The sequence below is a fragment of the Streptomyces alkaliphilus genome (assembly GCF_014141535.1).
GTDB lineage: Bacteria > Actinomycetota > Actinomycetes > Streptomycetales > Streptomycetaceae > Streptomyces > Streptomyces alkaliphilus.
Map to the genome: position 1 here is coordinate 1 of NZ_VKHT01000011.1, position 21,452 is coordinate 21,452.

General features: G+C 71.4%; 8 protein-coding genes. All 8 read right to left on the reverse strand.

Going from position 1 to position 21,452, the window contains the following annotated elements:
• Nucleotides 1-92: 92 nt before the first annotated feature.
• Entirely contained in the window at nt 93-731 is a 639-nt protein-coding gene (locus FNQ90_RS00805) for a hypothetical protein (protein ID WP_182604475.1), read from the reverse strand.
• Nucleotides 732-1,065: 334 nt separating this feature from the next.
• Nucleotides 1,066-1,503 carry a hypothetical protein gene (locus FNQ90_RS00810; protein ID WP_182604476.1) on the reverse strand — a complete coding sequence of 146 codons (438 nt, stop codon included), beginning with the start codon at nt 1,501-1,503 and terminating at the stop codon, nt 1,066-1,068.
• A 270-nt stretch (nt 1,504-1,773) separates the two neighbouring features.
• Nucleotides 1,774-2,202, reverse strand: a complete 429-nt coding sequence (locus tag FNQ90_RS00815) for a hypothetical protein (RefSeq protein WP_182604477.1) — start codon at nt 2,200-2,202, stop codon at nt 1,774-1,776.
• Nucleotides 2,203-2,476: 274 nt separating this feature from the next.
• On the reverse strand, nt 2,477-2,608 hold the full coding sequence (locus FNQ90_RS27975) for a hypothetical protein (protein ID WP_267133001.1): 132 nt from the start codon (nt 2,606-2,608) through the stop codon (nt 2,477-2,479).
• Nucleotides 2,609-2,961: 353 nt separating this feature from the next.
• Entirely contained in the window at nt 2,962-4,044 is a 1,083-nt protein-coding gene (locus FNQ90_RS00820) for a hypothetical protein (RefSeq protein WP_182604478.1), read from the reverse strand.
• On the reverse strand, nt 4,041-18,968 hold the full coding sequence (locus tag FNQ90_RS00825; RefSeq protein WP_182604479.1) for a non-ribosomal peptide synthetase: 14,928 nt from the start codon (nt 18,966-18,968) through the stop codon (nt 4,041-4,043). Before FNQ90_RS00825 ends, FNQ90_RS00820 begins: the two co-directional genes overlap by 4 nt.
• A 67-nt stretch (nt 18,969-19,035) precedes the next feature.
• Complete coding sequence (locus FNQ90_RS00830) at nt 19,036-20,007, reverse strand: beta-ketoacyl synthase N-terminal-like domain-containing protein (RefSeq protein WP_182604480.1); 972 nt, start codon at nt 20,005-20,007, stop codon at nt 19,036-19,038.
• A complete protein-coding gene (locus FNQ90_RS00835) occupies nt 20,004-21,140 on the reverse strand; it encodes a beta-ketoacyl-[acyl-carrier-protein] synthase family protein (protein WP_182604481.1) in 1,137 nt (378 codons plus the stop codon). The genes FNQ90_RS00830 and FNQ90_RS00835 overlap by 4 nt, the downstream gene beginning before the upstream one ends.
• Nucleotides 21,141-21,452 lie beyond the last annotated feature (312 nt).

Below are 21,452 nucleotides of genomic sequence, written 5' to 3' on the forward strand. Positions count from 1 at the left end.
CCGCCGACCGGCCGTGCCGACCCGCCGGCGGCCCCGGGAGGGAGGGGACGCCCGGCCCGGTGCCGGGCGTCCGGGGAGAGGGATCGACCCGCTCAGTTGTATTCGACCTCGCAGGTGGCGTCGGTGTTGTAGGGGTTGAAGATGCCGTCCGGGTTGTCCCAGAACAGCCACACGTACAGCGAGTAGGCGTCGGGGGCGTCGTCGCCGTTGAACTGGTCCTCGATGAGGCCCGCCCCGTTGTCCTCGCCGTTGTCCTCGCCGTTGGTGTCCTGCTCGTCGAGCTGCTCTCCCGTGTCCCGCTCCTCCGGCGGGCTCTCGAACTCCTGGCCGAACAACTCCGGCGGGTCCTGCCCCTCGTCCGCGACGATGTACTCGACCGCGCCCAGTCGCAGGTCTCCCGGCTCACCGTCCGGGTCGGGCAGGTAGACCAGCACGGGCGGCTCGTCCTGGTTCACGTCCTGGTTGATGTAGTCCGGGTTGTAGTAGTGGTAGCCGATGGCGCCGTCGTCGGTCTCGACGCACTCCTCGGCCTGCACATAGCCGTCCTCGATCGCCTGATCCACGTCCTGGTACGGCTCCATCGCCTCCCGGAGGTCCTCGATCTCCTGCTGTGTCTGTTCGTCGAGGCCCTCCTCCCCGTTCTCGGCCGAGGCCGACAGTGCGGGGCCGAGGGCCAGGGCACCGGCCCCGACCAGTGCGATCGCCGAACGACGCAAAGACGCTGATGTCATTACAGACCTCACCTTTTCCAGGGGGGATTCGAAGGGGGAATCCGAAGGGAATCGGTGCCGGGTGGGAGAAACCGGAGCCCGGTCGTGGCGCTTCTCGCGACCACCCGGGGCATCCCACCGGCGGACGGACCTCCCGGGACGGTGCCGGGACGTGTCACCCGCCGTCCGCCCCCCGGGGTCTCTCCCACACGGAGGAGGCGGTACGGCGGTATGGGCCGTCGTCCTCAGAATACGATCGCCCCGGCCCACCCGCATTCGCACGCCCCGCACCGCCCTGACCAGGGAAAACACCCGGGTCACCGCCCCGTGAGGGGAGGCGCCCCATGGGGGAGGGTCAGCGGAGGGAACCCGTGTGTTCCTCGGCGGGGGAGGTGCGCACGCCGCACACCAGGCGGTCGGTGTCGGCGAGGGCCGGCTCGGGAGTGATCACCAGCACCGGCGGCTCCCGCTCCTCGGGGGCGACACCGAAGTAGTCGGCGAAGGAGGACTCGCACAGGGCGGCGCGCGCCGCGTCGTCGGCCCCGCCCACGCCGTCGTGGACGCCGATCACCTCGTGGACGTGCGGCTCCTCGCAGGAGCGGGGTTCCCGGTCCGCCGCGTCGTCGGCACGTCCCCAGCAGTCCCCGACGGTCGGCTCACCGGACGTGTCGCCGGCGCCCCACTCCTCGGCCCGGAAGTCGTCGGCCTCGAACTCCGGCGGGTCGGACCACTCCTCACCGCCGCAGGCCGTGACACCGAACCCGACGACCACGACGGCGGCCGTCACCGCCATCCACCGCTTCTTCCGTGTGCACATGCGCACCTGCCTACCGGTGGACGACGCCCCGGAGGAGCCGTTTGCTCCGATCCGGAGCACATTTCGCGGTGTCGTTCGGGTGTCGTTCCGGTGTCCCGCCCGACTCCGGTGTCCCGCCCGACTCCGGGGGCCGCTCGGGCCGCGCGGTGGTCCGAGGCGCCCCGGGCGGGTGTGGCCCGGGGCCGGAACCCCCGGGTGGCTGCCGTCCGGGCGCTCCTCGTCCGGGGACTCGACCGCCCGTGGAGGTCACCCGATGCTGAAGGGGGAGGTGTGCTCCTCGCTGCGGGTGGTGTAGGCGCTGCACACGATCCGATCGGAGCCCATCCCCACCGGCTCGGGGGTCACGAGGATCATCGGCAACGGCTGGTCGTTGTAGGGGACGCCGAAGTATTCGGCGAACAGCCCCTCACAGATGGCCTCCTTGGCCTCCTCCTCGGCCCGCATCCCGGCCAGTCCCTCACCCTCCGGCGCCTCGAAACCCTCGTGGACACCCACCACCTCGAAGACGTGCGGTTCGTCGCAGGAGCGGGGGTCGTGGTCGACCGTGGTCGCCCGCCCCCAGCAGTCGCCGACGTTCAACGGCGCGCCGGTGCCGAAATCGTCCAGACCCTCCAGCCCTTCGAGGTCCTCCAGTTCCTTGAGGGCTTCCTCGAGTTCGGCCTCCCACTCCGCCATGTCCGCCCTGTCGGGTTCCCCGGCCCCGGCCGCCGGGGGCGTGGGCACCCCCGAGTCACTCGAACACGCCGTCGTTCCGAGGCCGACGACCACCACGGCGGCCGTCACGGCCGCCCAACGCTTTCCTCGTGTGCACATGCACACCTTGGTATCGGGAATCACGGCCCCGGAGCAGGGGGTCGCCCCGATCCGTGACAGAACCCGGAAGAAGCGGGCGCCGGGGGGTCACGAGGATCCCGGGGGGAAAGCGAACTCCGTTGTCCCGCAAAAGGTTTCAGCGGAGGGGACCGCCGATCCGCCCGCTCCGGACGGCGGCCAACAGGCCGGCGAACGCCGCGGGTTCGGCCACCACCACCCGCCCCGGCACCTCGCTCTCCCGCACCGCCTCACCCCCGGCCGTCGCCACCGCTCCGAGTGGTGGTCACCGCGCAACCTCCCAACCCATGCGTGCGGGCGGCACACGGTTCGCTCCCCCAACCGGAGGGTGGCGGGACCGCGAGGTGGAAGAGTGCGCGGACATGGTCCCCGGGCCGGGAGAGGCCGGTCGGGACCGTACGCGGGTGGATGGAGTCGAGGCCCCGCCTCCGAGCCGTCGGGGGACTTTCCACGGTCCTCCTCCCACCCGTGCCGGATTCCGCGGCCGGCCACCACCTCCCGGCCGCCGCCCCGATACCCCGCCCCGGGGAGGCCCGGAGCAAGGCATCGGGGCGGGGCGAACCGCCCCCGAATCGGGCCGGCTCGACCCACCGGGAGATCGTGTCACGGCCCCCCGGTCATCCGCCCGGGCCGGGTCGCCGTCCGGGTGGAGCCCGACTCGGCGGTCCGGGTACGAAGAGCGGAGGGGGGTGCCGAAGCCGTGCCGAGCACCGTGATACTCGGGCGTGTCACCGTGGCCATCATGCCGACGGTGAGCACGCACCGGTCACCGTCCCAGCTCTGGCCGGAGACGAACACGTCGTCGGAGATCAGGCGGTCGATCCTGACCACGTGCCGCAGTACGGCACCGGGGTACACCTGTCCGGCGAACCGGCAGTCCCGTACCGAGGCGGCCATGCGCACGCCGTCGGCAGAGACGTCGGACAACCACAACAGGGACGCCGCCTGGCCGAAGGACTCCAGCGTGAGCGAGTGCGGGTACGTGTACCGCGAGACGGGAAGGCCGGGGGGCATCGACCGGTAGCACGGTTCCGATCCGGTGACCGCCTTGCTCACCACGATCCGCCGCCCCGGCTCGATGGCCTCCACCCGGTCGACGAGCACGATGGGGTGCGCGACCGGCAGGATCTCCAGCATGTCGGCGTAGTTCGGGATTCCGGCTCGGTCGGTGACCGCCGGCGGGTGGCGGTCCACATCGAGAGGATTCGATCGGCGCTCGGTACCGACCACGGCCTTCACCATCGAGACCGTGGTGCCGTCCCGGCGGATACCGTGCGCGCGCACCGCCCAGCGGTCCGGCCCCTCGGGAACGGCCTCGACCTCCATGCACAGCTCGTCACCGCTCAGCACCGGGGCCAGCCACCGCCCGGTGACGATCCTCAGCACGTTCACCGGCTCGGTCCGCCCGAGCACGGTGTTCATCGACTGGCGCAGGGCCTCGATGAAGAACGTGGCGGGCAGCAGGGTGAGCCCGGGGAAGTGCCCCCCCATGTAGGGGTCCCGGGGATTGACCTCCTTGTAGGCGTGGAATTTGATCGCCGGTGTCATGGTCGCCGTCTCGACCCGGTCCACCGCACGCAACGGCGCCGCGAAGCGCGCCTCCCACGGTTCCCCGGCCCGCTCCCGCGTCGACGCGTCCGGACCGGGTGTCATCGCGCCCCCGGGGGGCGGGGAGCCGACGCTCATCGGACTCCCCCCTCGTTCGAGCCTTCGTGGTCCGCGGCTCCGGGTCGTCCCGCCGTGGGGTCCGCCAGGATCCGGGCCAGCGCCCGGCCGATGACATCGAGCGATCGGGGACGCGTCATTCCCGCGTGATCCGTGGTGACCGGGTGCTCGATGATCGAGCCGTCGATGTGGGGTTCCCAACCAGCCGGATCGAGCCGCTCGCCCTCGGTGGCGACGAACAGATGCACATCCCCGCGGTACCGGCGCGGTACGTGCGTCCCGGCCATGGCGTTGTTGTTGGCCATGACTGCGCACAGCCGACGGAGCTCTCCGGCGTCCAGGTCACCGAACATGCCGCCCCGTTCCGCGAGCAGTTCGGCCACCCCGGCGGCGTCGAGCCGCCGACCGGTGAGATCGTCCAGGTCGTATCCACCGAGCTCCAGCATGGCGCGGAACAAACCGTCCCGGACATCCTCCTGGTCCAACACCGGCTCCGCGCCGGTGCGCGGCACGGTGTCCAGGACGGCGAGCAGTTCGACGGCTTCCCCGACCTCCTGCAACCCGGCCGCCATCTCGTGCACGACGATCCCGCCGAAGGAGTAGCCGACCAGGCGGTAGGGCCCGTGCGGTTGGATCTTCCGCATCTGTTCCGTGTAGTCGGCGGCGACCTCGGCCACCGAGCGCGGCAGCGAGGAGCCGTCCATCCCCCGCGCCTGCAGCCCGTACACCGGGAGGTCGTCGTCGAGGTGGCGGAGCAATCCGCTGTAGGTCCGGACGAACCCGCTCGCCGGATGGACGCAGAACACGGGGAGGCCGGTCCCGCGCTCGCGCAGGCCGATGAGCACGTCGAAGCTGTTCTCACCGCCGTGACCACCCACCCTCCCGGCGAGTTCGGCCACGGTCGGCGCCTCGAAAAGGGTACGAATGCCCAGCCGGACGCCCAGCACGTCACGTATCCGACCGATCAACCGGGTGGCCAGCAGCGAATGCCCGCCCAGCTCGAAGAAATTGTCGTGGACCGAGACCTCGGTCGTTCCGAGCGCTTCGCCGAACAGTTCACACAGAACCCGTTCGGCCTCGTCGCGTGGCGCGGTGCCCGCCTGCCGCCGGCCGGCGGGGGCGGGCAGCGCGGCCCGGTCCACCTTGCGGTTGGGAGTCAGCGGCAGTTCGTCCAGGACGACGACGGCCGAGGGGACCAGGTGGTCCGGCAGGACCTTGGCGAGCGCGCCGCGCAACCCGGCCGGGTCCGGCGACACACCGCGATCCGGCACCGCGTAGGCCACCAGCCGCTGGTCTCCCGGCGTGTCCTCGCGCACGACGGCCACCGCCTGCCGTACGCCGGGGTGGCGGGTGAGCGCGGCTTCGATCTCGCCCGGCTCGATGCGGAACCCGCGGATCTTGACCTGCCGGTCCGCCCGGCCGAGGAACTCCAGGTTCCCTTCACTGTTCCAGCGCACCAGATCCCCGGTGCGGTACATCCGCGCACCCGGCGGCCCGAACGGATCGGCCACGAACGCCTGCGCCGTCAACCCCGGCCGATCCAGATAACCGCGCGCCAACCCCGCACCGGAGACATACAACTCACCCGCGATCCCCACGTCCACCGGCCGCAGCCGCCGGTCGAGCACGTAGACCGCGGTGTTGGCCATCGGCCGCCCGATCGGCACGGGTCCATCCGGCAGCGGAGCTCCCGGTTCGATCCGGTGATCGGCACAGTTCACGGTGAGTTCGGTGGGGCCGTAGCAGTTCACCACGCTCGCGCCGGGATGCGCGGCACGCCAGTCGCGCAACGCCTCGCCGTGCAACGCCTCGCCACCGAGCAGCAGCTCGGTACGGGGACTGAACTCCTCGGGCAGTTCGGCCAGCATCGGCAGGTGGCTGGGGGTGACCTTGGTCAGCGCGCACGGTTGGCCCCGCAGCGCCGCGACGGTGTCCGCGTCGTCGTCGAGCGCCGCAAGGTGCACCGTGCCGCCCACGGTGAGCGGTACGAACAGTCCGGTGACGCTGAGGTCGAAGGATGCCGTTGTGGTGACCAGAACCGCCTCGCGCATGCCCGGGTAACGGGTACCGGCGAAGGCGAGGTAGTCGGACAGCGAGCGGTGTTCGACCACCACGCCCTTGGGCCGACCCGTGGAGCCGGAGGTGTGGATGACGTAAGCGGGGTCGTGCGGACGCGGCGAGGGCAGGGGCGCGGTCCCCGCCACCGGGGCCTGTGCCGTTCCTGTGGCCCGGTCCACCGACAGGGTCGGCACGTCCTCGGAGAGCGCGTCCGCCCACTCCGAGGTGGTCAGCAGCAGCGACGCCCGGACATCGGCCAGGATGAACCGGAGCCGCTCGCGGGGATGGTCGGGATCGAGCGGCACATAGGCACCGCCGGCCTTGAGTACCCCGAGCAGCGCGACCAGCTGGCCGAGCGACCTCGGCAGCACCACCGCCACCATGCGCTCCGGGCCGACACCGCGCCCGACGAGTACGTGGGCCAGTCGGTCGGTCGCACGGTCCAGCTCGGCGTACGTCATCGACGCACGACCATGCCGGACGGCAACCGCGTCCGGGGTGCGGCGGGCCTGCGCGGTGAGCAGTTCGGGCAACGTGGCGGTGGCGGCCCCGACCGCGGTGTCGTTCCACTCCACGAGCAGGCGTCGCCTGGTGGCTTCATCGAGCAACTCAACGGTGCCGATGGGCTGCCGTGGCGCCTCGGCCACCCGGGTGAGCAGTCGCCCGAAGGCCCCGGTGAGCCTGTCGACGGTGTCCCTGTCGAAGAGGTCCGTCCGGTAGCGGACGCTGCATGTGAGGCCGTCGGGCTCGCCGTCCGGGCCGGTCCGCTCGGCCAACTGGAGGGCCAGGTCGAACTTGGCTCCGCCACCGTCGGTCACCGCCGTCTCGGTGATGTCCAGGCCGGCTGCCGTGAACATGGTGGGCGATTCGTTCTGGAAGGACAGCATGACCTGGAACAGGGGATGTCGGGAGAGGCTGCGGGGCGGGTTGAGGACTTCCACCAGCCGCTCGAACGGCACGTCCTGGTGGGCGTAGGCCTCCAGGTCGGTTTGCCGCACCCGGTCCAGCAGTTCGGTGAAGGAGGGGTCGCCGGAGGTGTCGGTGCGCAGCACCAGGGTGTTGACGAAGAAACCGACCAGATCGTCCAGGGCCTCATCGGCCCGGCCGGCGATCGGCGTGCCGATGGGGATGTCCGTGCCCGCGCCGACACGGGTCAACAGGGCGGCGAGGGCTGCGTGCGCCACCATGAACATGCTGGCCCGCTGTTCGGAGGCCAGCGCGGCGAGCCGCCGGTGCACCTCCGCCGGCACCTCGAACACCACCGACTCGGCGCGATGACCCGCGACGGCGGGACGGGGGCGGTCGGTGGGCAGGTCGAGCCCCTCGGGCAGCCCGGCCAGCGTGGTCTTCCAGTGATCCAGCTGCCCGGCGATCACCGAGTGCGGGTCGGCCTCGTCCCCGAGCCACCGGCGCTGCCACAGGGTGTAGTCGGCGTACTGCACCGGCAGTGGTTCCCACCCGGGGGCCTCACCCCGGCACCGCGCGGCATGGGCATCGGACAGATCACGCACCAGCGGGCCGATCGAGGAACCGTCCCCGGCGATGTGGTGCAACACGATCATCAACACGTGCTCTTCTTCACCCAGCCGGAACAACCTCGTCCGCAAGGGGATTTCGGTCTCCAGATGGAACGGCCGCTCGAACTCCGCGGCGAGGTCCGCGTGGAGCGCGTCCTCGGTGGTGGTCACCGGATCGTGCCACAACCCCACCCCGGAGGCGGGCAACACCACCTGATGCGGCTCCCCCTCGACGGCCGGATAGACGGTGCGCAGCACTTCGTGCCGCTCGACGACATCGTGGAGAGCGGCCCGTAGCGCCTCGGTGTCCAACCGGCCGGTCATCCGCAGGACCGCCGGGATCCGGTAGGGGGACGCCTCCGGGTCCATCGCGTTGAGGAACCACAACCGTCGCTGGCCGAAGGAGGCGGGAACCACCTCACCACGCGGCATCCGGCGCAACGCCGGCCGCCCACCGCCGGCGGTCTCCAGAACCACCGCCAACTCCGCCACCGTGGGCGCCTCGAACACCGAACGGACGGACACCTCGACACCCAACACCGACCGCACCCGGCTCACCAACCGGGTCGCCAACAGCGAATGCCCACCCAACTCGAAGAAATTGTCGTGGACCGAGACCTCGGTCGTTCCGAGCGCTTCGCCGAACAGTTCACACAGAACCCGTTCGGCCTCGTCGCGAGGGCCGCGCCCACCGACCGAGGCGATGACCGGGGCGGGCAGCGCGGCCCGGTCCACCTTGCCGTTGACCGTCAGGGGCAGGGAGTCCAGGGGCACGAAGGCAGCGGGCACCATGTAGTCCGGCAACACGGCCGACATCGCCGCACGCAACCCACCGACATCCGGCTCCGCGACCGGGACGTAGTAGGCGACGAGTCGTTTCTCGCCGGGGATGTCCTCGCGCACGACCACCAGGCTCTGCCCCACGCCGGGCAGCTCGGCCAACACCGTCTCGATCTCACCGATCTCGATGCGGAACCCGCGGATCTTGACCTGCTGGTCCGCCCGGCCGAGGAACTCCAGGTTCCCTTCACTGTTCCAGCGCACCAGATCCCCGGTGCGGTACATCCGCGCACCCGGCGGCCCGAACGGATCGGCCACGAACGCCTGCGCCGTCAACCCCGGCCGATCCAGATAACCGCGCGCCAACCCCGCACCGGAGACGTACAACTCACCCGTCACCCCACGGGGCACCAATCGCAATCCCCGATCGAGCACGTGAACACGCCGATTGTCCATGGGCCGCCCGATCGGCACCGAGTCGGGCACATCGCCCACCCTGCGCATGGTGTACGCCGTGGGCATCACGGTCGTCTCGGTCGGCCCGTAACCGTTGCTCAACACCAGGGAAGGATGGGCGGACAGGACGCGCCGAGCCGCGACGGCCGGCAGATCCTCTCCGCCGACCATCAGCTCCCGTACTCCCGCGAAGCAGTCCGGTCGGTCCTCGGCCACGAGTCGGAAGACAGCGGCCGGCATCGCCAGCGCGGTCACCTCGTTCTCACGGATCGTACGGGCCAACTCCGCCACATCCAGCTCACCGGGCGGGGCGATCACCAACTCGCGGCCGAACAACAACGACACCCACAACTCATAGACCGACGGGTCGAACGAGTGGGCCACGTGCTGCAGAACCCGAGCGTGACCGCGCTCTTCCCACAGCCCGTCGAGAACGAACCCGAGCACGCTCCGATGCGACACGGCGACACCCTTGGGCTCACCCGTGGAACCGGACGTGAACATCACATAGGCCAACTGATCCGGACAAACCTCCACACCGGGATCGGAGTCCTCCTCCGACAACGACTCCGACCCGACCACAACCGTCACCGGATGCTCCACCACATGATCCTCGGCATCGGTGAGCAACACCACCGCACCACTGAGACCCAGCATCCGACCCAACCGACCGGCCGGGGCACGCGGATCCAACGGCACATACACCGCCCCGGCCTTCAACACCGCCAGAACGGAGACCACCAACTCGACCGAACGGCGCTGCACGATCGCCACCCGATCCTCACGCCCCACACCCAACCCCAACAACCGGCGCGCCAACCGATTCGCCCGGCGATCCAACTCCCCGTACGTCACCTCACACCCACCGAAGACCAACGCCACCGCATCGGGAGCCTTCGCCACCTGCTCGGCGAACCGCCCCGGAATCGACACCTCGGGCACCACACGCTCGGGCCCCCGCCCAACCGCCAACACCACCGCACGCTCGGCGACGGGCAGAAGATCCATCGTGGACAACACGGTGTCCGGGTTGGCGCCGAGCCGGTCGGCCAGGGTGCGCAGCTGCTCGGCGACCGACGCGACCTCGACGGCGGACACGAGGTCCTCCCGGTAGTGCAGCCGTACCTCCAGCTCCTCACCGGGCACGCCGACGACGGTGAGCGGGTAGTGCCCCGTCTCCTCGCTGCTCGCCCCCGTCAACCGCAGGCCGGTGCCGGGGAGGTCCATCGTGTCGGGGTCCAGCGGGTAGTTCTCGAACACCACCAGGGTGTCGAACAGTTCGCCGGTGCCCGCCACCTGCTGGATTTCGGTCATTCCCGGGTGGTGGTGGCCGAGCAGTTCGGCTTGGTCCGTCTGGAGCCGGGTGAGCAGGTCGCGGAACGAATGGGCCTCGCCCGCCCGGACCCGCACCGGCACGGTGTTGATCAGCAGGCCGACCATCGACTCCACACCGGGGAGCTCGGGCGGCCGACCGGAGACCGTGGTGCCGAACACCAGGTCGTCCCGACCGGTCCGAGCGGCGAGCACCAATGCCCACAGCCCCTGCAGGACGGTGTTGGTGGTGACCCCGCAGTCGCGGGCGAGGTCGTCGAGGCCGGTCAGCCGCACGGTGAGGTCCGCCGACCGGCGGACCTCCTGCGACACGGAGCGGGCCGAGTCGACGAGCAGGGTCGGCTGGTCCACGCCCGCCAGTGCCCGGCGCCAGGCGTCCCGGGCCTCCGTGCGGTCCTGCCGGGCGAGCCAGGCCAGGTAGTCGCGGTACCGGGGGGCGGGCCTCAACCCGGCCGTGTCCGCACCGGCGGCGTAGCAGTCGAACAGCTCGCGCAGCAGCAGTGGCACCGACCATCCGTCGAGCAGAATGTGGTGATTGGTCAGCACCAGCCGGTACCGGTGGTCCCGGTACACGAACAGGGTGAACCGCACCAGCGGCGGCTCGTGGAGCACGAAACCGGCGCGCCGGTCGGAGGCCAGGACCTGCCGGGTCTCGTCCTCCGCCGCCGCGTCGGCCGTGCCGGACAGGTCGACGAGGCGGAACGGCACCTCGACGTCGCGGGGTACGAACTGGACCGGGCCGCGCAGTCCGCGGTCGGTGAAGCCGGACCGCAGGTTGGGGTATCTGTCCAACACCAGTCGGGCCGACGTGCGCAGTCGGTCCACGTCGAGTGGACCGGAGAGGTCGAGGATCACCTGTGGGGTGTAGGGATCGGCGCCGCGTTCGTGGTAGGCGGCTTGGAAGAAGAAGGACTCCGCGAGTGGGGACAGGGGCAGCACGTCGACCAGGTCCTGGACGGCCTCCGTCAGGGTGTCCACCTCGGCCTGGTCGAGTGTGACCAGGGGGAAGTCGCTCGGCGTGTGCCCATTCGCCGTGCCCGCGGCGTTCCGGAGCACCTCCAGTGCCCGTCGCCACAGCTCGGTCAACTTCACGATGTCCTGTTCGACGAACAGGCCGGCCGGCCAGCTCACCGTGGCGGACAGCTCCGGGCCGTCGACGCCGTCGACGCTGATCGCGTTGATCTCCAGCGTGTGCCGGACCGGGGCGTGTTTCCCGGCACCGCCGCCGAGTTCGGCCTGTTCCGGGGCGAGCGCCCAGTCCTCCGACCCGGTGGGGGCGGACAGCCGGCCCAGGTAGTTGAACGCCAGTTGGGGCGTTGCCAGGCCGGTGAACTCCGGAGCGGTCTCGGGGTTGAGGTGGCGCAGGCGCCCGTAGCCGTGGCCCGCGGGCAGATTCCTGAGCTGCTGCTTGACCCGCCGCACGGCGGCGGCGGCCTGGCCGGTGGCACCGGTGGCGTACACCGCGTCGACGTCGACACCCGACAGGTCGAGCCGCGCCGGGTACAAGGTGGTGAACCAGCCGACCGTGCGGGAGACATCCAGCCCGTCGAGCTGGTCCCGGCCATGGCCCTCCAGGTCGACCAGCAACGTGTCGGAGGTGTCGCCGCGGTGGGTCCGCCACTGCGCGATCGCCAGTGCCAGGCCGGTGAGCAGCATCTCGTGGGTGCGGGCCATGAACGCGGCGGGCACCGTGGTCAGCAGTTCGGTGGTCAGCGGAACGGGCAGGGTGAGGCGTGTCCGGTTGAGCGTCGCCGCGGTGTCGGTCGCGGGGTCGAGCGCCCGGGCGCCGAGCGGGGCCTCCGGCTCGGTGAGCACCGCCAGCCAGTCGTCGAGATCGGACAGCACGTCCGGGGCATGCGCGGACTCGGCGACGGCCTCGGCCCAGCGCCGGTAGGACGTTGGTACCGGATCCAGTCGCGGTGGTCGCCCTTCGGCCACCGCCTGCCAGGCCTCGGCGAGGTCGGTGCCGATGATGCGCCAGGACACCCCGTCCACCACGAGGTGATGCAGGACGATCAGCAGCCGGCCCGGCCGGTCCGGGCCCGGGTCGAACCACACCGCGCGAACCACTGCCCCGGCCTCCGGTGCGAGTTCGCCGTGTGCTCGGTCGTGTTCGGCTCGCAGCGTCGGGAGCAGTTCGCCGGGCGCGTGGTCGGTGACGTCCACCCGGCGCACGCAGTCGCCGGCGGTCACCGTGCCGCGTTCGGTGATCGCCGGCCGCCACGTGCGGCGGCGGATCAGTCTCATGCGCAGTGCGTCGTGCCGGTCCAGCAGCGCCTGCACAGTGGCGCGCAGGGCGTCCTCGGTCAGTCCGACCGGAGTGGTGAGCAGCATGGACTGCGCGAAGTCGTCCACCGGACCACCGGTCTCGCGCAGCCAGTGCATGATCGGGGTGAGCCGAACCGGCCCCACCGCGTCCGCCGGATGCTCAACATCACCCTCGGTCCCGTCCCGGTCGGCGGGCGTCGCCGCGACTGCCGCCAGGGCGGCGACGGTGCGGTGGCCGAACACGTCCTTCGGGGTGAGTATCAGGCCGGCCGCGCGGGCACGGGTGACCAGTTGGATGGACATGATGCTGTCGCCGCCGAGGTCGAAGAAACTGTCGTGCACCCCCACCTCGGCCACTCCGAGCACCGCGGAGAACAGCTCGCACAGAGTGGCCTCGGCGGTGTCGCGGGGAGCGGTGCGGGTGCCGCACGCGGCGAACTCGGGAGAGGGCAGTGCCTTGCGGTCCACCTTCATGCCGTTGGCGGTCGTGGGCAGTGCGTCGAGCACCATGACCGCGGCGGGCACCATGTACTCGGGCAGGGTCGAGGCCGCGTGCGCGCGCAACGCCTCGCCGTCCGGGCCATCGGGCCCGCCGGTGACGACATAGCCCACCAGGCGCCTGGTGCCCGGCGGATCCTCGTGCACCACGACCACGCACTGCCGCACCGCCGGGTGGGCGCCCAGCACGCTCTCCACCTCGCCGAGCTCCACCCGGAACCCGCGGATCTTGACCTGGTCGTCGGTGCGGCCGAGGAACTCCAGTTCGCCCCCGGTGTTCCAGCGCACCAGGTCGCCGGTGCGGTACATGCGCGCGCCTGCCGGTCCGAAGGGGTTCGCCACGAACCGCTGCGCGGTCTGGCCCGGCCGGCCGAGGTAGCCCCGGGCGAGCCCGTCCCCGGCCAGATACAGCTCGCCGGGGACGCCCGGCGGTACCGGACTCAGGGCGGCGTCGAGCACGAAGACCCGGGTGTTCCACAGCGGACCGCCCATCGGCGGAGCTCCGCTCGGTCGCAGCGGACGACTGAACGTGGCGCCGACCGTGTACTCGGTCGGGCCGTAGCCGTTGAGCATTCGGCGGCCGGAGGCGAACCGGGTGACCAGTTCTGCCGGGCAGACGTCGCCGCCCACGGCGAGCGTGCGCAAATCGGGCAGTTCCCGGTCGGGCAGGGTGGCCAACGCGGCGGGCGGGATCAGCGCGTGCGTCACCCGGTTCGCGGTGAGCACGTCGGCGAGCGTGGACCCGATCAGCGGCCCGTCCGAGGACACCACGAGCGCGGCACCGGACCCGAACGCGAGGCACAGTTCCAGCACCGAGAGGTCGAAGCCGGGCGAGGAGAACTGCAACACCCGGCTGTCCGCGGTCGCCTCGAACCGGTCGACCAGGAACCCGGTGAAGCCGGCGAGCCCTCGATGGGTTACGACGACCCCCTTCGGGACACCCGTGGTTCCGGATGTGTAGATGACGTAGGCGGTGTTCGCCGGGGACAGCGGGCCGAGCCGGTCGGCGTCGGTGATGTCTGCGATGCCGTCGTCCCCGCCTGTCGGGCCCATCGCTTCGGCGCGCACGTCGTCGACGAGCAGAACCGGGCAGGCCGTCTCGGGCAGTGCGGCGGCCGTGTCGAAGGACGCCATCACGAGCAGCGGCCGGGCGTCGTCCAGGATGTGGGCGATCCGGTCGGTCGGGTAGGCGGGGTCGATGGGCACGAACGCGGCGCCCGCCTTGCCGATCGCCAGCTCGGTGACCACGAGGTCCACCGATCGCGGCAGCAGTACGGCGATGAGCCGCTCCGGCCCGGCCCCGCGTGCGATCAGGAGCCCGGCCAAGCGGTTCGCCCGCGCGTTGAGCTCGGCGTAGCTCAGATGTGCCCCGTCGGTGAGGAGCGCGGGGGCGTCCGGGGTCGCGGCGGCGGTCTCCTCGAAGATTCGCGGCAGCGTACGCACCGGGATGTCACGTGCGGTGTCGTTCCACTCGACGAGCAGCCGGTTCCGTTCGGCCGGGTCGAGCACGTCGATCGTGCCGACCGGACGGTCGGGGTCGGCGACGGCTGCGTCGAGGACCCGGACCAGGCGGTCGACGATCCGCGTGGCGGTGTCCGGGTCGAACAGGTCGGTGCTGTACTCGAGGTGACCGGTCAGCCCGGCCGGGGCGCCGTCCGCGTCGCGCCGCTCACGGACTTCGAGCACGAGGTCGAACTTCGTGTAATCCCTTTCGACCGGGAGCGGGCGAACGACCGTGCCGGGCAGCTCCAGCCGCACGTCGTCGTCCTGCAGCACCAGCATCACCTGGAACAGCGGATTGTGCGAGGTCGACCTCTCCGGACGCAGCCGTTCCACGAGCCGCTCGAACGGCAGATCCTGGTGGGCGTAGGCGGCGAGGTCGGTCTCCCGCACCCGGTCGAGCAGTTCGGTGAACGTCGGATCGCCCGACGTGTCGGTGCGCAGCACCACCGTGTTGACGAAGCAGCCCACCAGTTCCTCGAGCGCCTGGTCACCGCGACCGGCCACCACACCACCGATCGGCAGGTCGGTGCCGCCGCCCAGCTTGGTCAGGACCGTGGCCAGCGCGGCCTGTACGACCATGAACAGGGTGGCGCCCCGCTTCCCGGCCAGCTCGACGAGGCCGTGGTGGGTGTCCGCCCCGACCTCGACCGCCGCCCGGGCGCCGCGGTGGGTCGACCGGGCGGGTCGGGGACGGTCGGTGGGCAGCGGAATCTCCTCGGGCAACCCGGCCAGCGCGGCCCGCCAGTACTCGAGCTGCCGGGCGGCGAGGCTTTCCGGGTCCTCCTCGTCGCCGAGGACGGCGTGCTGCCAGTGGCAGTGGTCACCGTAGCTCACGGGCAGTGACGGCCAGTCCGGATGCCGGTCGGACAGCCGCGCCGTATAGGCGAGCGAGAGGTCCCGGGTCAGAGGCCGCAGGGACTGTCCGTCACCGGCGATGTGATGCAACATCAACAGCAGCACGTGCTCGTCGCCGAGCACGAACAGGGTCGCCCGCACCGGCAGATCGGTGGCGAGGTCGAAGGTGTGGCGCCCCGCCTCCCGCAGCGCGGCGGTTGGCTCGTCCTCCTCCAGCGGCACGACGGACAACTCGGGGCGCGCGGAATCCGCCGGGAGCACCACTTGGCGCGGCGTCCCCGTGTCATCGTCCCGGAACAGGGTGCGCAGCGGTTCGTGCCGGGACACCACGTCGTGCAGGGCGAGCCGCAGCGCCTCGTGATTCACGATGCCGGTGATCCGCACCGCCAGTCCCATGTTGTACATGGGGGACGGGCCCTCCAGGCGGTGCAGCACCCACTGCTGGCGTTGCCCCGCCGACAGCGGCGCCGGGGTACCGTCCGTCACCGGGAGGAGCGGCGGGCGCCGGTTCGCCGAGCCGGTACGACGGAGCAACCGCAGAGGGGTCGGTGCTTCGAACACGTCCCGCACGGTGATCTCGGCGTCGAGTACCGAACGGACCCGACCGACGAGGCGACTGGCCAGCAGCGAGTGCCCGCCGAGCGCGAAGAAGTCGTCGTCCACGGTGACCGTGCCGACACCGAGCACCTCGGCGAACAGACCGCACAGCAGTTCCTCGTCGACGGTGCGGGCGGCCCGGCCCGTGCTGCCCGCGCCGTAGTCCGGAGCCGGCAGCGCACGCCGGTCGAGCTTGCCGTTGGCCGTGGTCGGAAGCCGGTCGAGCGTGACGAAGGCCGCAGGAACCATGTGGGCGGGCAACGTCGCGGAGACCAGCTCCCGCAGCGCGTCGTGGTCCGGCGTGGTGCCGGGGGCCGGCACCAGGTAGGCGACCAGTCGGTGGTCACCGGGCCCGGTCGGGTTGTCGTCGCGGGCGACCACCACGACCCGGTCGACATCGGGCGAGAGGGCCAGGGCCGCCTCGATCTCCCCCGGCTCGATACGGAAACCGCGGATCTTGACCTGGTGATCGGCCCGGCCGAGGAATTCCAGCTCACCCTCGACGGTCCGGCGCGCCAGATCGCCGGTGCGGTACATCCGCGTGCCGGGCGGGCCCCACGGGTCGGCCACGAACCGCTCGGCGGTGAGACCGGGCCTGCCGAGGTATCCGTCGGCCAATTGGGGACCCGCGAGGTAGAGCTCTCCCGCCACGCCGGCCGGCACGGGCCGCAGCACGGCGTCCAGCACGAGGACCCGGGTGTTCCACACCGGACGTCCGATCGGGACGCCCGCCCCCGGCTCGTCGGGGTCGCAGCGATGGGCCGTCACGTCGACGGCCGCCTCGGTCGGTCCGTACAGGTTGTGCAGCTCGATCGGGTGGTGCGATCCGGTGCCCGAGGAGGCGAGGAACCGTCGCGCCGTCCGTCCGCTCAGCGCCTCTCCGCTGCAGATCACCCGGCGCAGGGAGGTACGGTCGGCCGGCTCCGCCGCGGCGAGGAATGCCTCCAGCATCGACGGTACGAAGTGCACGGTGCTGATCCGCTCACCGTCGATCAGCCTGCTCAGCGCAACGGGATCGGTGTGTGCGCCGGGTTCGGCGACGACCAGGGTGGCGCCGGCGAGCAGCGGCAGGAAGAACTCCCACACCGATACGTCGAAACCGGCCGGGGTCTTCTGCAGGACCCGGTCGGTGTGGTCGATCGAGTACGCCTCGCACATCCACAGCAGGCGGTTCACGATCGCCCGGTGGGACACGGCGACCCCCTTGGGGCGGCCGGTCGAACCCGAGGTGTAGATCACGTACGCGGTGTCCGCCCCGGACAGCGCGGCGCCTCGCTCGGCGTCGGTGGGGTCGTGGCTCGGCCGGTCGGCGAGGTCGGTCGCGGTGTCGACCGGAAGCCGCGGCGTGCCCGGGGTCGCCGGCAGCGCGGCGGCGAACTCCGCGGTGGTCAGCAGCAGCGCCGGGCGGGCGTCGTCGAGCATGAAAACGACCCGTTCGGCGGGGAGATCCGGATCGATCGGCACGTAGGCCGCCCCGGCCTTGTGCACCGCGTACAGCGCGATGACCAGCTCGAACGACCGCGGGATGGCGACCGCGACCCTGTCACCGCGGTGGATGCCCCTGGCCAACAACAGGTGCGCCAACCGGTTCACGCGCTCGTTGAACCCGGTGTAGTCGAGCGAACCGCCGCCGAACACGACGGCGGGAGCGTGCGGGGTCGCCCGCACCCGGCTCTCGAACAACGCGGGCAGGGTGGTCTCCGGTACGTCGTGCGCGGTGTCGTTCACCCCGTGCAACAGGTGTCGTCGCTCGGTCGGGGTCACGGTGTCGATACCGGCGAGCGGGAGGTCCGGTGCCGCGCCGACGAGCACGTCGACGATCGTGTCCAACCGCGTGCGCAGGGCGGCGAAGGCCCGTTCGTCGAACACCTCCGCGTGGACGTCGTAGACGAGGTCCAGGCCCCCGTCGTCGGGGCGACGGTCCAGCCCGAGCGAAAGATCGTCCGTGGGCACGGTGGACACGTTGCGGCTGAGGCCGGGGTGCCCGGCGAAGTCCAGCACGGCCCTGCCGAGCGCCAGGTTGACCTGGGGTCCGTACAGCCGGCGCGTGCCCCCGAGCAGGCCGAGCTCGTGACGCAGGTCCTCCTGGCGGTAGTGCTGGTGCCGGACCGTGGCCCGTAGGTCGGCCGCCACCACGCGGACCAGTTCGCCGACGGTCGCCGCCGCTCGCAGGTCCAGCCTCAGCGGCAGCACGTTGGAGACCATGCCGGGAACCCTGTCGCAGGTTCCGCCCCGGGCGGCGACGGGCAACCCCAGCACCACCTCCCGGTCACCGCGTTGCCGGTCCAGGTAGAGCGCGAGCGCTGCCACCACCAGCACCGGCCACGCCACCCCCAGTTCGGTCGCGGCGGCGCGTACCCGGTCCACCCGTTCCGGCGACCAGGAGACGACGGCGCGACGCTGTGCACGGGGCACGTGCGGGGTGTCGGTGCCGAGCGTCACCGGTTCCGGGGCATCCGCCAAACGCGTCGTCCAGAACTCCCGGGCCCGCGCGTGACGTGTCGAGGAGCGGTACTCGGCCTCGACGTCCACCGGTGTGCGTACCGGCGGAAAGTCGGCCGAGGGCACCGGACGCCCGTCCACCAGCGCCGTGTAGACCTCGGCGCAGCGCTGCTGCACGAGGAACTCGCCGACTCCGTCCATCAGCAGGTGGTGGTACTGCTGGAACCACACGTACTCGGTGTCGGCCAGTTTCAGCAGTGCGAAGTCGTAGGCCGAGGGTCGGGTGATGTCGAGGGGGAGCTCGAGTCGCTTCCGCTGCCATGCCTCGGCGGCGGCCGACGGGTCCGCGGAGGCGGAGAGGTCGACGAAGGTGAAGGGTGGTTCGACCGGCGGTTCGTCGACGCGCAGAACCGGCTCCCCGGGGTCGCCGACCTCGACCACCCGGCCGCGCAGGACCTGCGTGTCGGCCACGGTGCGGGTGAGCGCCCGCCGGAACCGCTCGACATCCACCGGCCCGGCGATGCCGGTCCGTTCGGCGACCCGGTAGCGGGGGTTCGTCGGGTCCATGAGCTGTGCGAACCACAGGCCCCGCTGCCCGGTGGTCAGTGGTACGTCGAAGGCCGTCGTGGCGTCCGGCATAACGTCTCCAGGGTTGACTGACACCGCCGGTGGTCGTTTCCACGGGCGATTTCGGGCATCGGTCCGGTCATCGGGAATCGGATGGTGGGGTGAGCACCAGGCCCGCGGTCGCGTCGTGGTCGTCGTCGCCCGCGGTGGCGTAGATCGCACCGGTCGCACCGGTGGCGAAGGCGCCGACGGCGGCGACGCACTGCAGCACGCCCAGGGCGCCGGAGCCGGGTCCCCAGGCCGTGGTGAGGTCGTTGCGCGGCACGCCGGGCAACACCTCCTCGGGCACGGTGCGGCCCGGCACCTGCCAGGCCACCGGTGGCGTCGGGTTCACGGCGGACAGCGCGGCGACGCATTCCGCGATGCCCGTGCCGCGTGCGTGACCGCCCACGCGGGCGAGGACGCGGGCGCCGCGCGCGGTCGCCGACGCGGTGTCCTCCACGACGAGCGCGACGGCGCCGTCCAGTGGCGGGGCACCGTTCAGCAGCGTGCGGGTCGGAGCGGTGTCCGGTTCGACCCCGAGTACCACCGCCCGTGTCAGCCGGCCGGTCTCGAGCATCGTGGCGGCCCAGCGCACCGCGTCCAGACCGGAGGTCGTCCCATTGCAGATCATCAGGTTGGGGCCGCGCAGGCCGTACTTGATCGCGACCGAGGACGCGACCACATTGCACGACACCTTGGGCAGATCCATCGGGCTCAGCGCGTCGGTCGTCCCGGCGCGCAACGTGTCGACCACGCGCACCACGGTGTCCAGGTTGCCGGTGTTGGAACTGACCACCACTCCCACGGTGTGCGAGGGCACTGTGAGGTCGCCGTCCGTGAGCAGCCCGGCGTCGGTCAGCGCGGCGTCCGCCGCGCAGTAGGCGAGTTGGGTCGCCCGGTCCTTGTACCGCAGCCCTCTGGGCCGCCCTCCGCGGCCGAGCGTTCGGGTGGGGTCGACCGGCTCCGCGTGCTCTCCGCGCCCCGCGGTCACCGCCTCCGGACGGTCCGCGCCGGGCAGGATCACCCCGGTTCCGGTGACGACGACTCCGGGGTAGGCGTGGCTTCTCATCGGTTCGGTGCCTCCAGTACGGCCACTGTGTTCATGCCTCCGAAGCCCAGAGCATTGACCTGCGCGACAGAGACCGGGTGGCGGGCGGCGGCCCCGGTGACGAAGCGGAAGGAGGCCGCCTCATCGACCGGGTCGGTCAGGCCGACGACGGGCGGAACCATGCCGTGCGCCATGGACAACACCGCGCTGACCAGGCTCATCACGCCGGAAGCACCGCCGGTGTGGCCGGTCATCGACTTGATCGCGGTCATCAGCGGCACCCCGACGTCGGCTCCGAACACCTTCTCCGTCGCGGTGGCCTCCACCTCGTCGTTGAGCAACGTGCCGGTGCCGTGCAGCATGACCAGATCGATGTCCGCGGGTGCGACACCCGCCGAGCGGTGCGCGGCGCGCATCGCCTCGGCGAACCCTTCCGGGTTGGGCGCGGTGTCGTGGTGTGCGTCGCACCCCACCTCCACGGCACGCACCCGGCAGAGCGGTTCGGCGGCGTCCCGGCTGAGCACCACCGCCGCGGCGCCCTCACCCATCATCACGCCGGCGCGGTTGCGGTCGAAGGGCCGCAGCCGGTCGGGGGCGACCGGGTGGACCCGCTCCATGACGCCGGACATGCTCTCGTTGAGCACGTCCACACCGGCGACGACCACCGAGTCCGCCTGGTCGGTGGCCAGCATGTCCGCGGCCAGCGCGAGGGCGTAGACCGAGGCGGCGCAGGCGTTGGCGACGGTGTGGGTGTCGGTGGCACCGAAACGACTCCTCAACGCGGTGCCGAAATGCAGGTCGTCGGCGGACAGGGCGCCGAGGTCGCCCTTGTCGCGCCAGTGCAGCTCGGCCGAACGCAGTTCGCGCAGCCCGCTGCCGATGAGGATCGGCACGTCCCGCAAGTCCGTTCCGAGTCCGGCCCGGATCGCCGCCTGCTCGATCACGTCGGCGACGAAGGCACTCGCCCGGCCCGGCACGTCGTGCCCGTCGGGGTGGTCGTGGATCTGGTAGGCGTACCGCCCGCGGTAGGGCGTCCGGTCGATCCCGTGCAACTCCCGCAACCCACTACGCCCGCCGCACAGGTTGGCGAACATCTCGTCCGGGTTCCCCCCCACCGCCGATATCGCGCCCAGCCCGGATACAACCCAGTTCATGCCACCCCTTGTTCGGTCCTCTTCATCGCCGAGAAAAGCCATCCTCAATCGCCCCGACGAACGGGAACAACGACGTCTGCACCAAGTTGCACCCGTGGTCGCCCCTGCCCGGAATTCTCCGAGCGTCGGACCGGAAAGGCTGATTCACCTCCTTGACGGTCACCGCATTCCGTCTTTCCCGGTCGAGCGAATGGGGCCGGGATGATCGGCGCCCGAAGGCGACACCGGACCCGGGGGTGGAAGCGCCGACGTCCCGGTTCCACGGGCTCGGGTCGACCCTCATCCCCCGAACCCGCCGTGGGAGGCCACGGC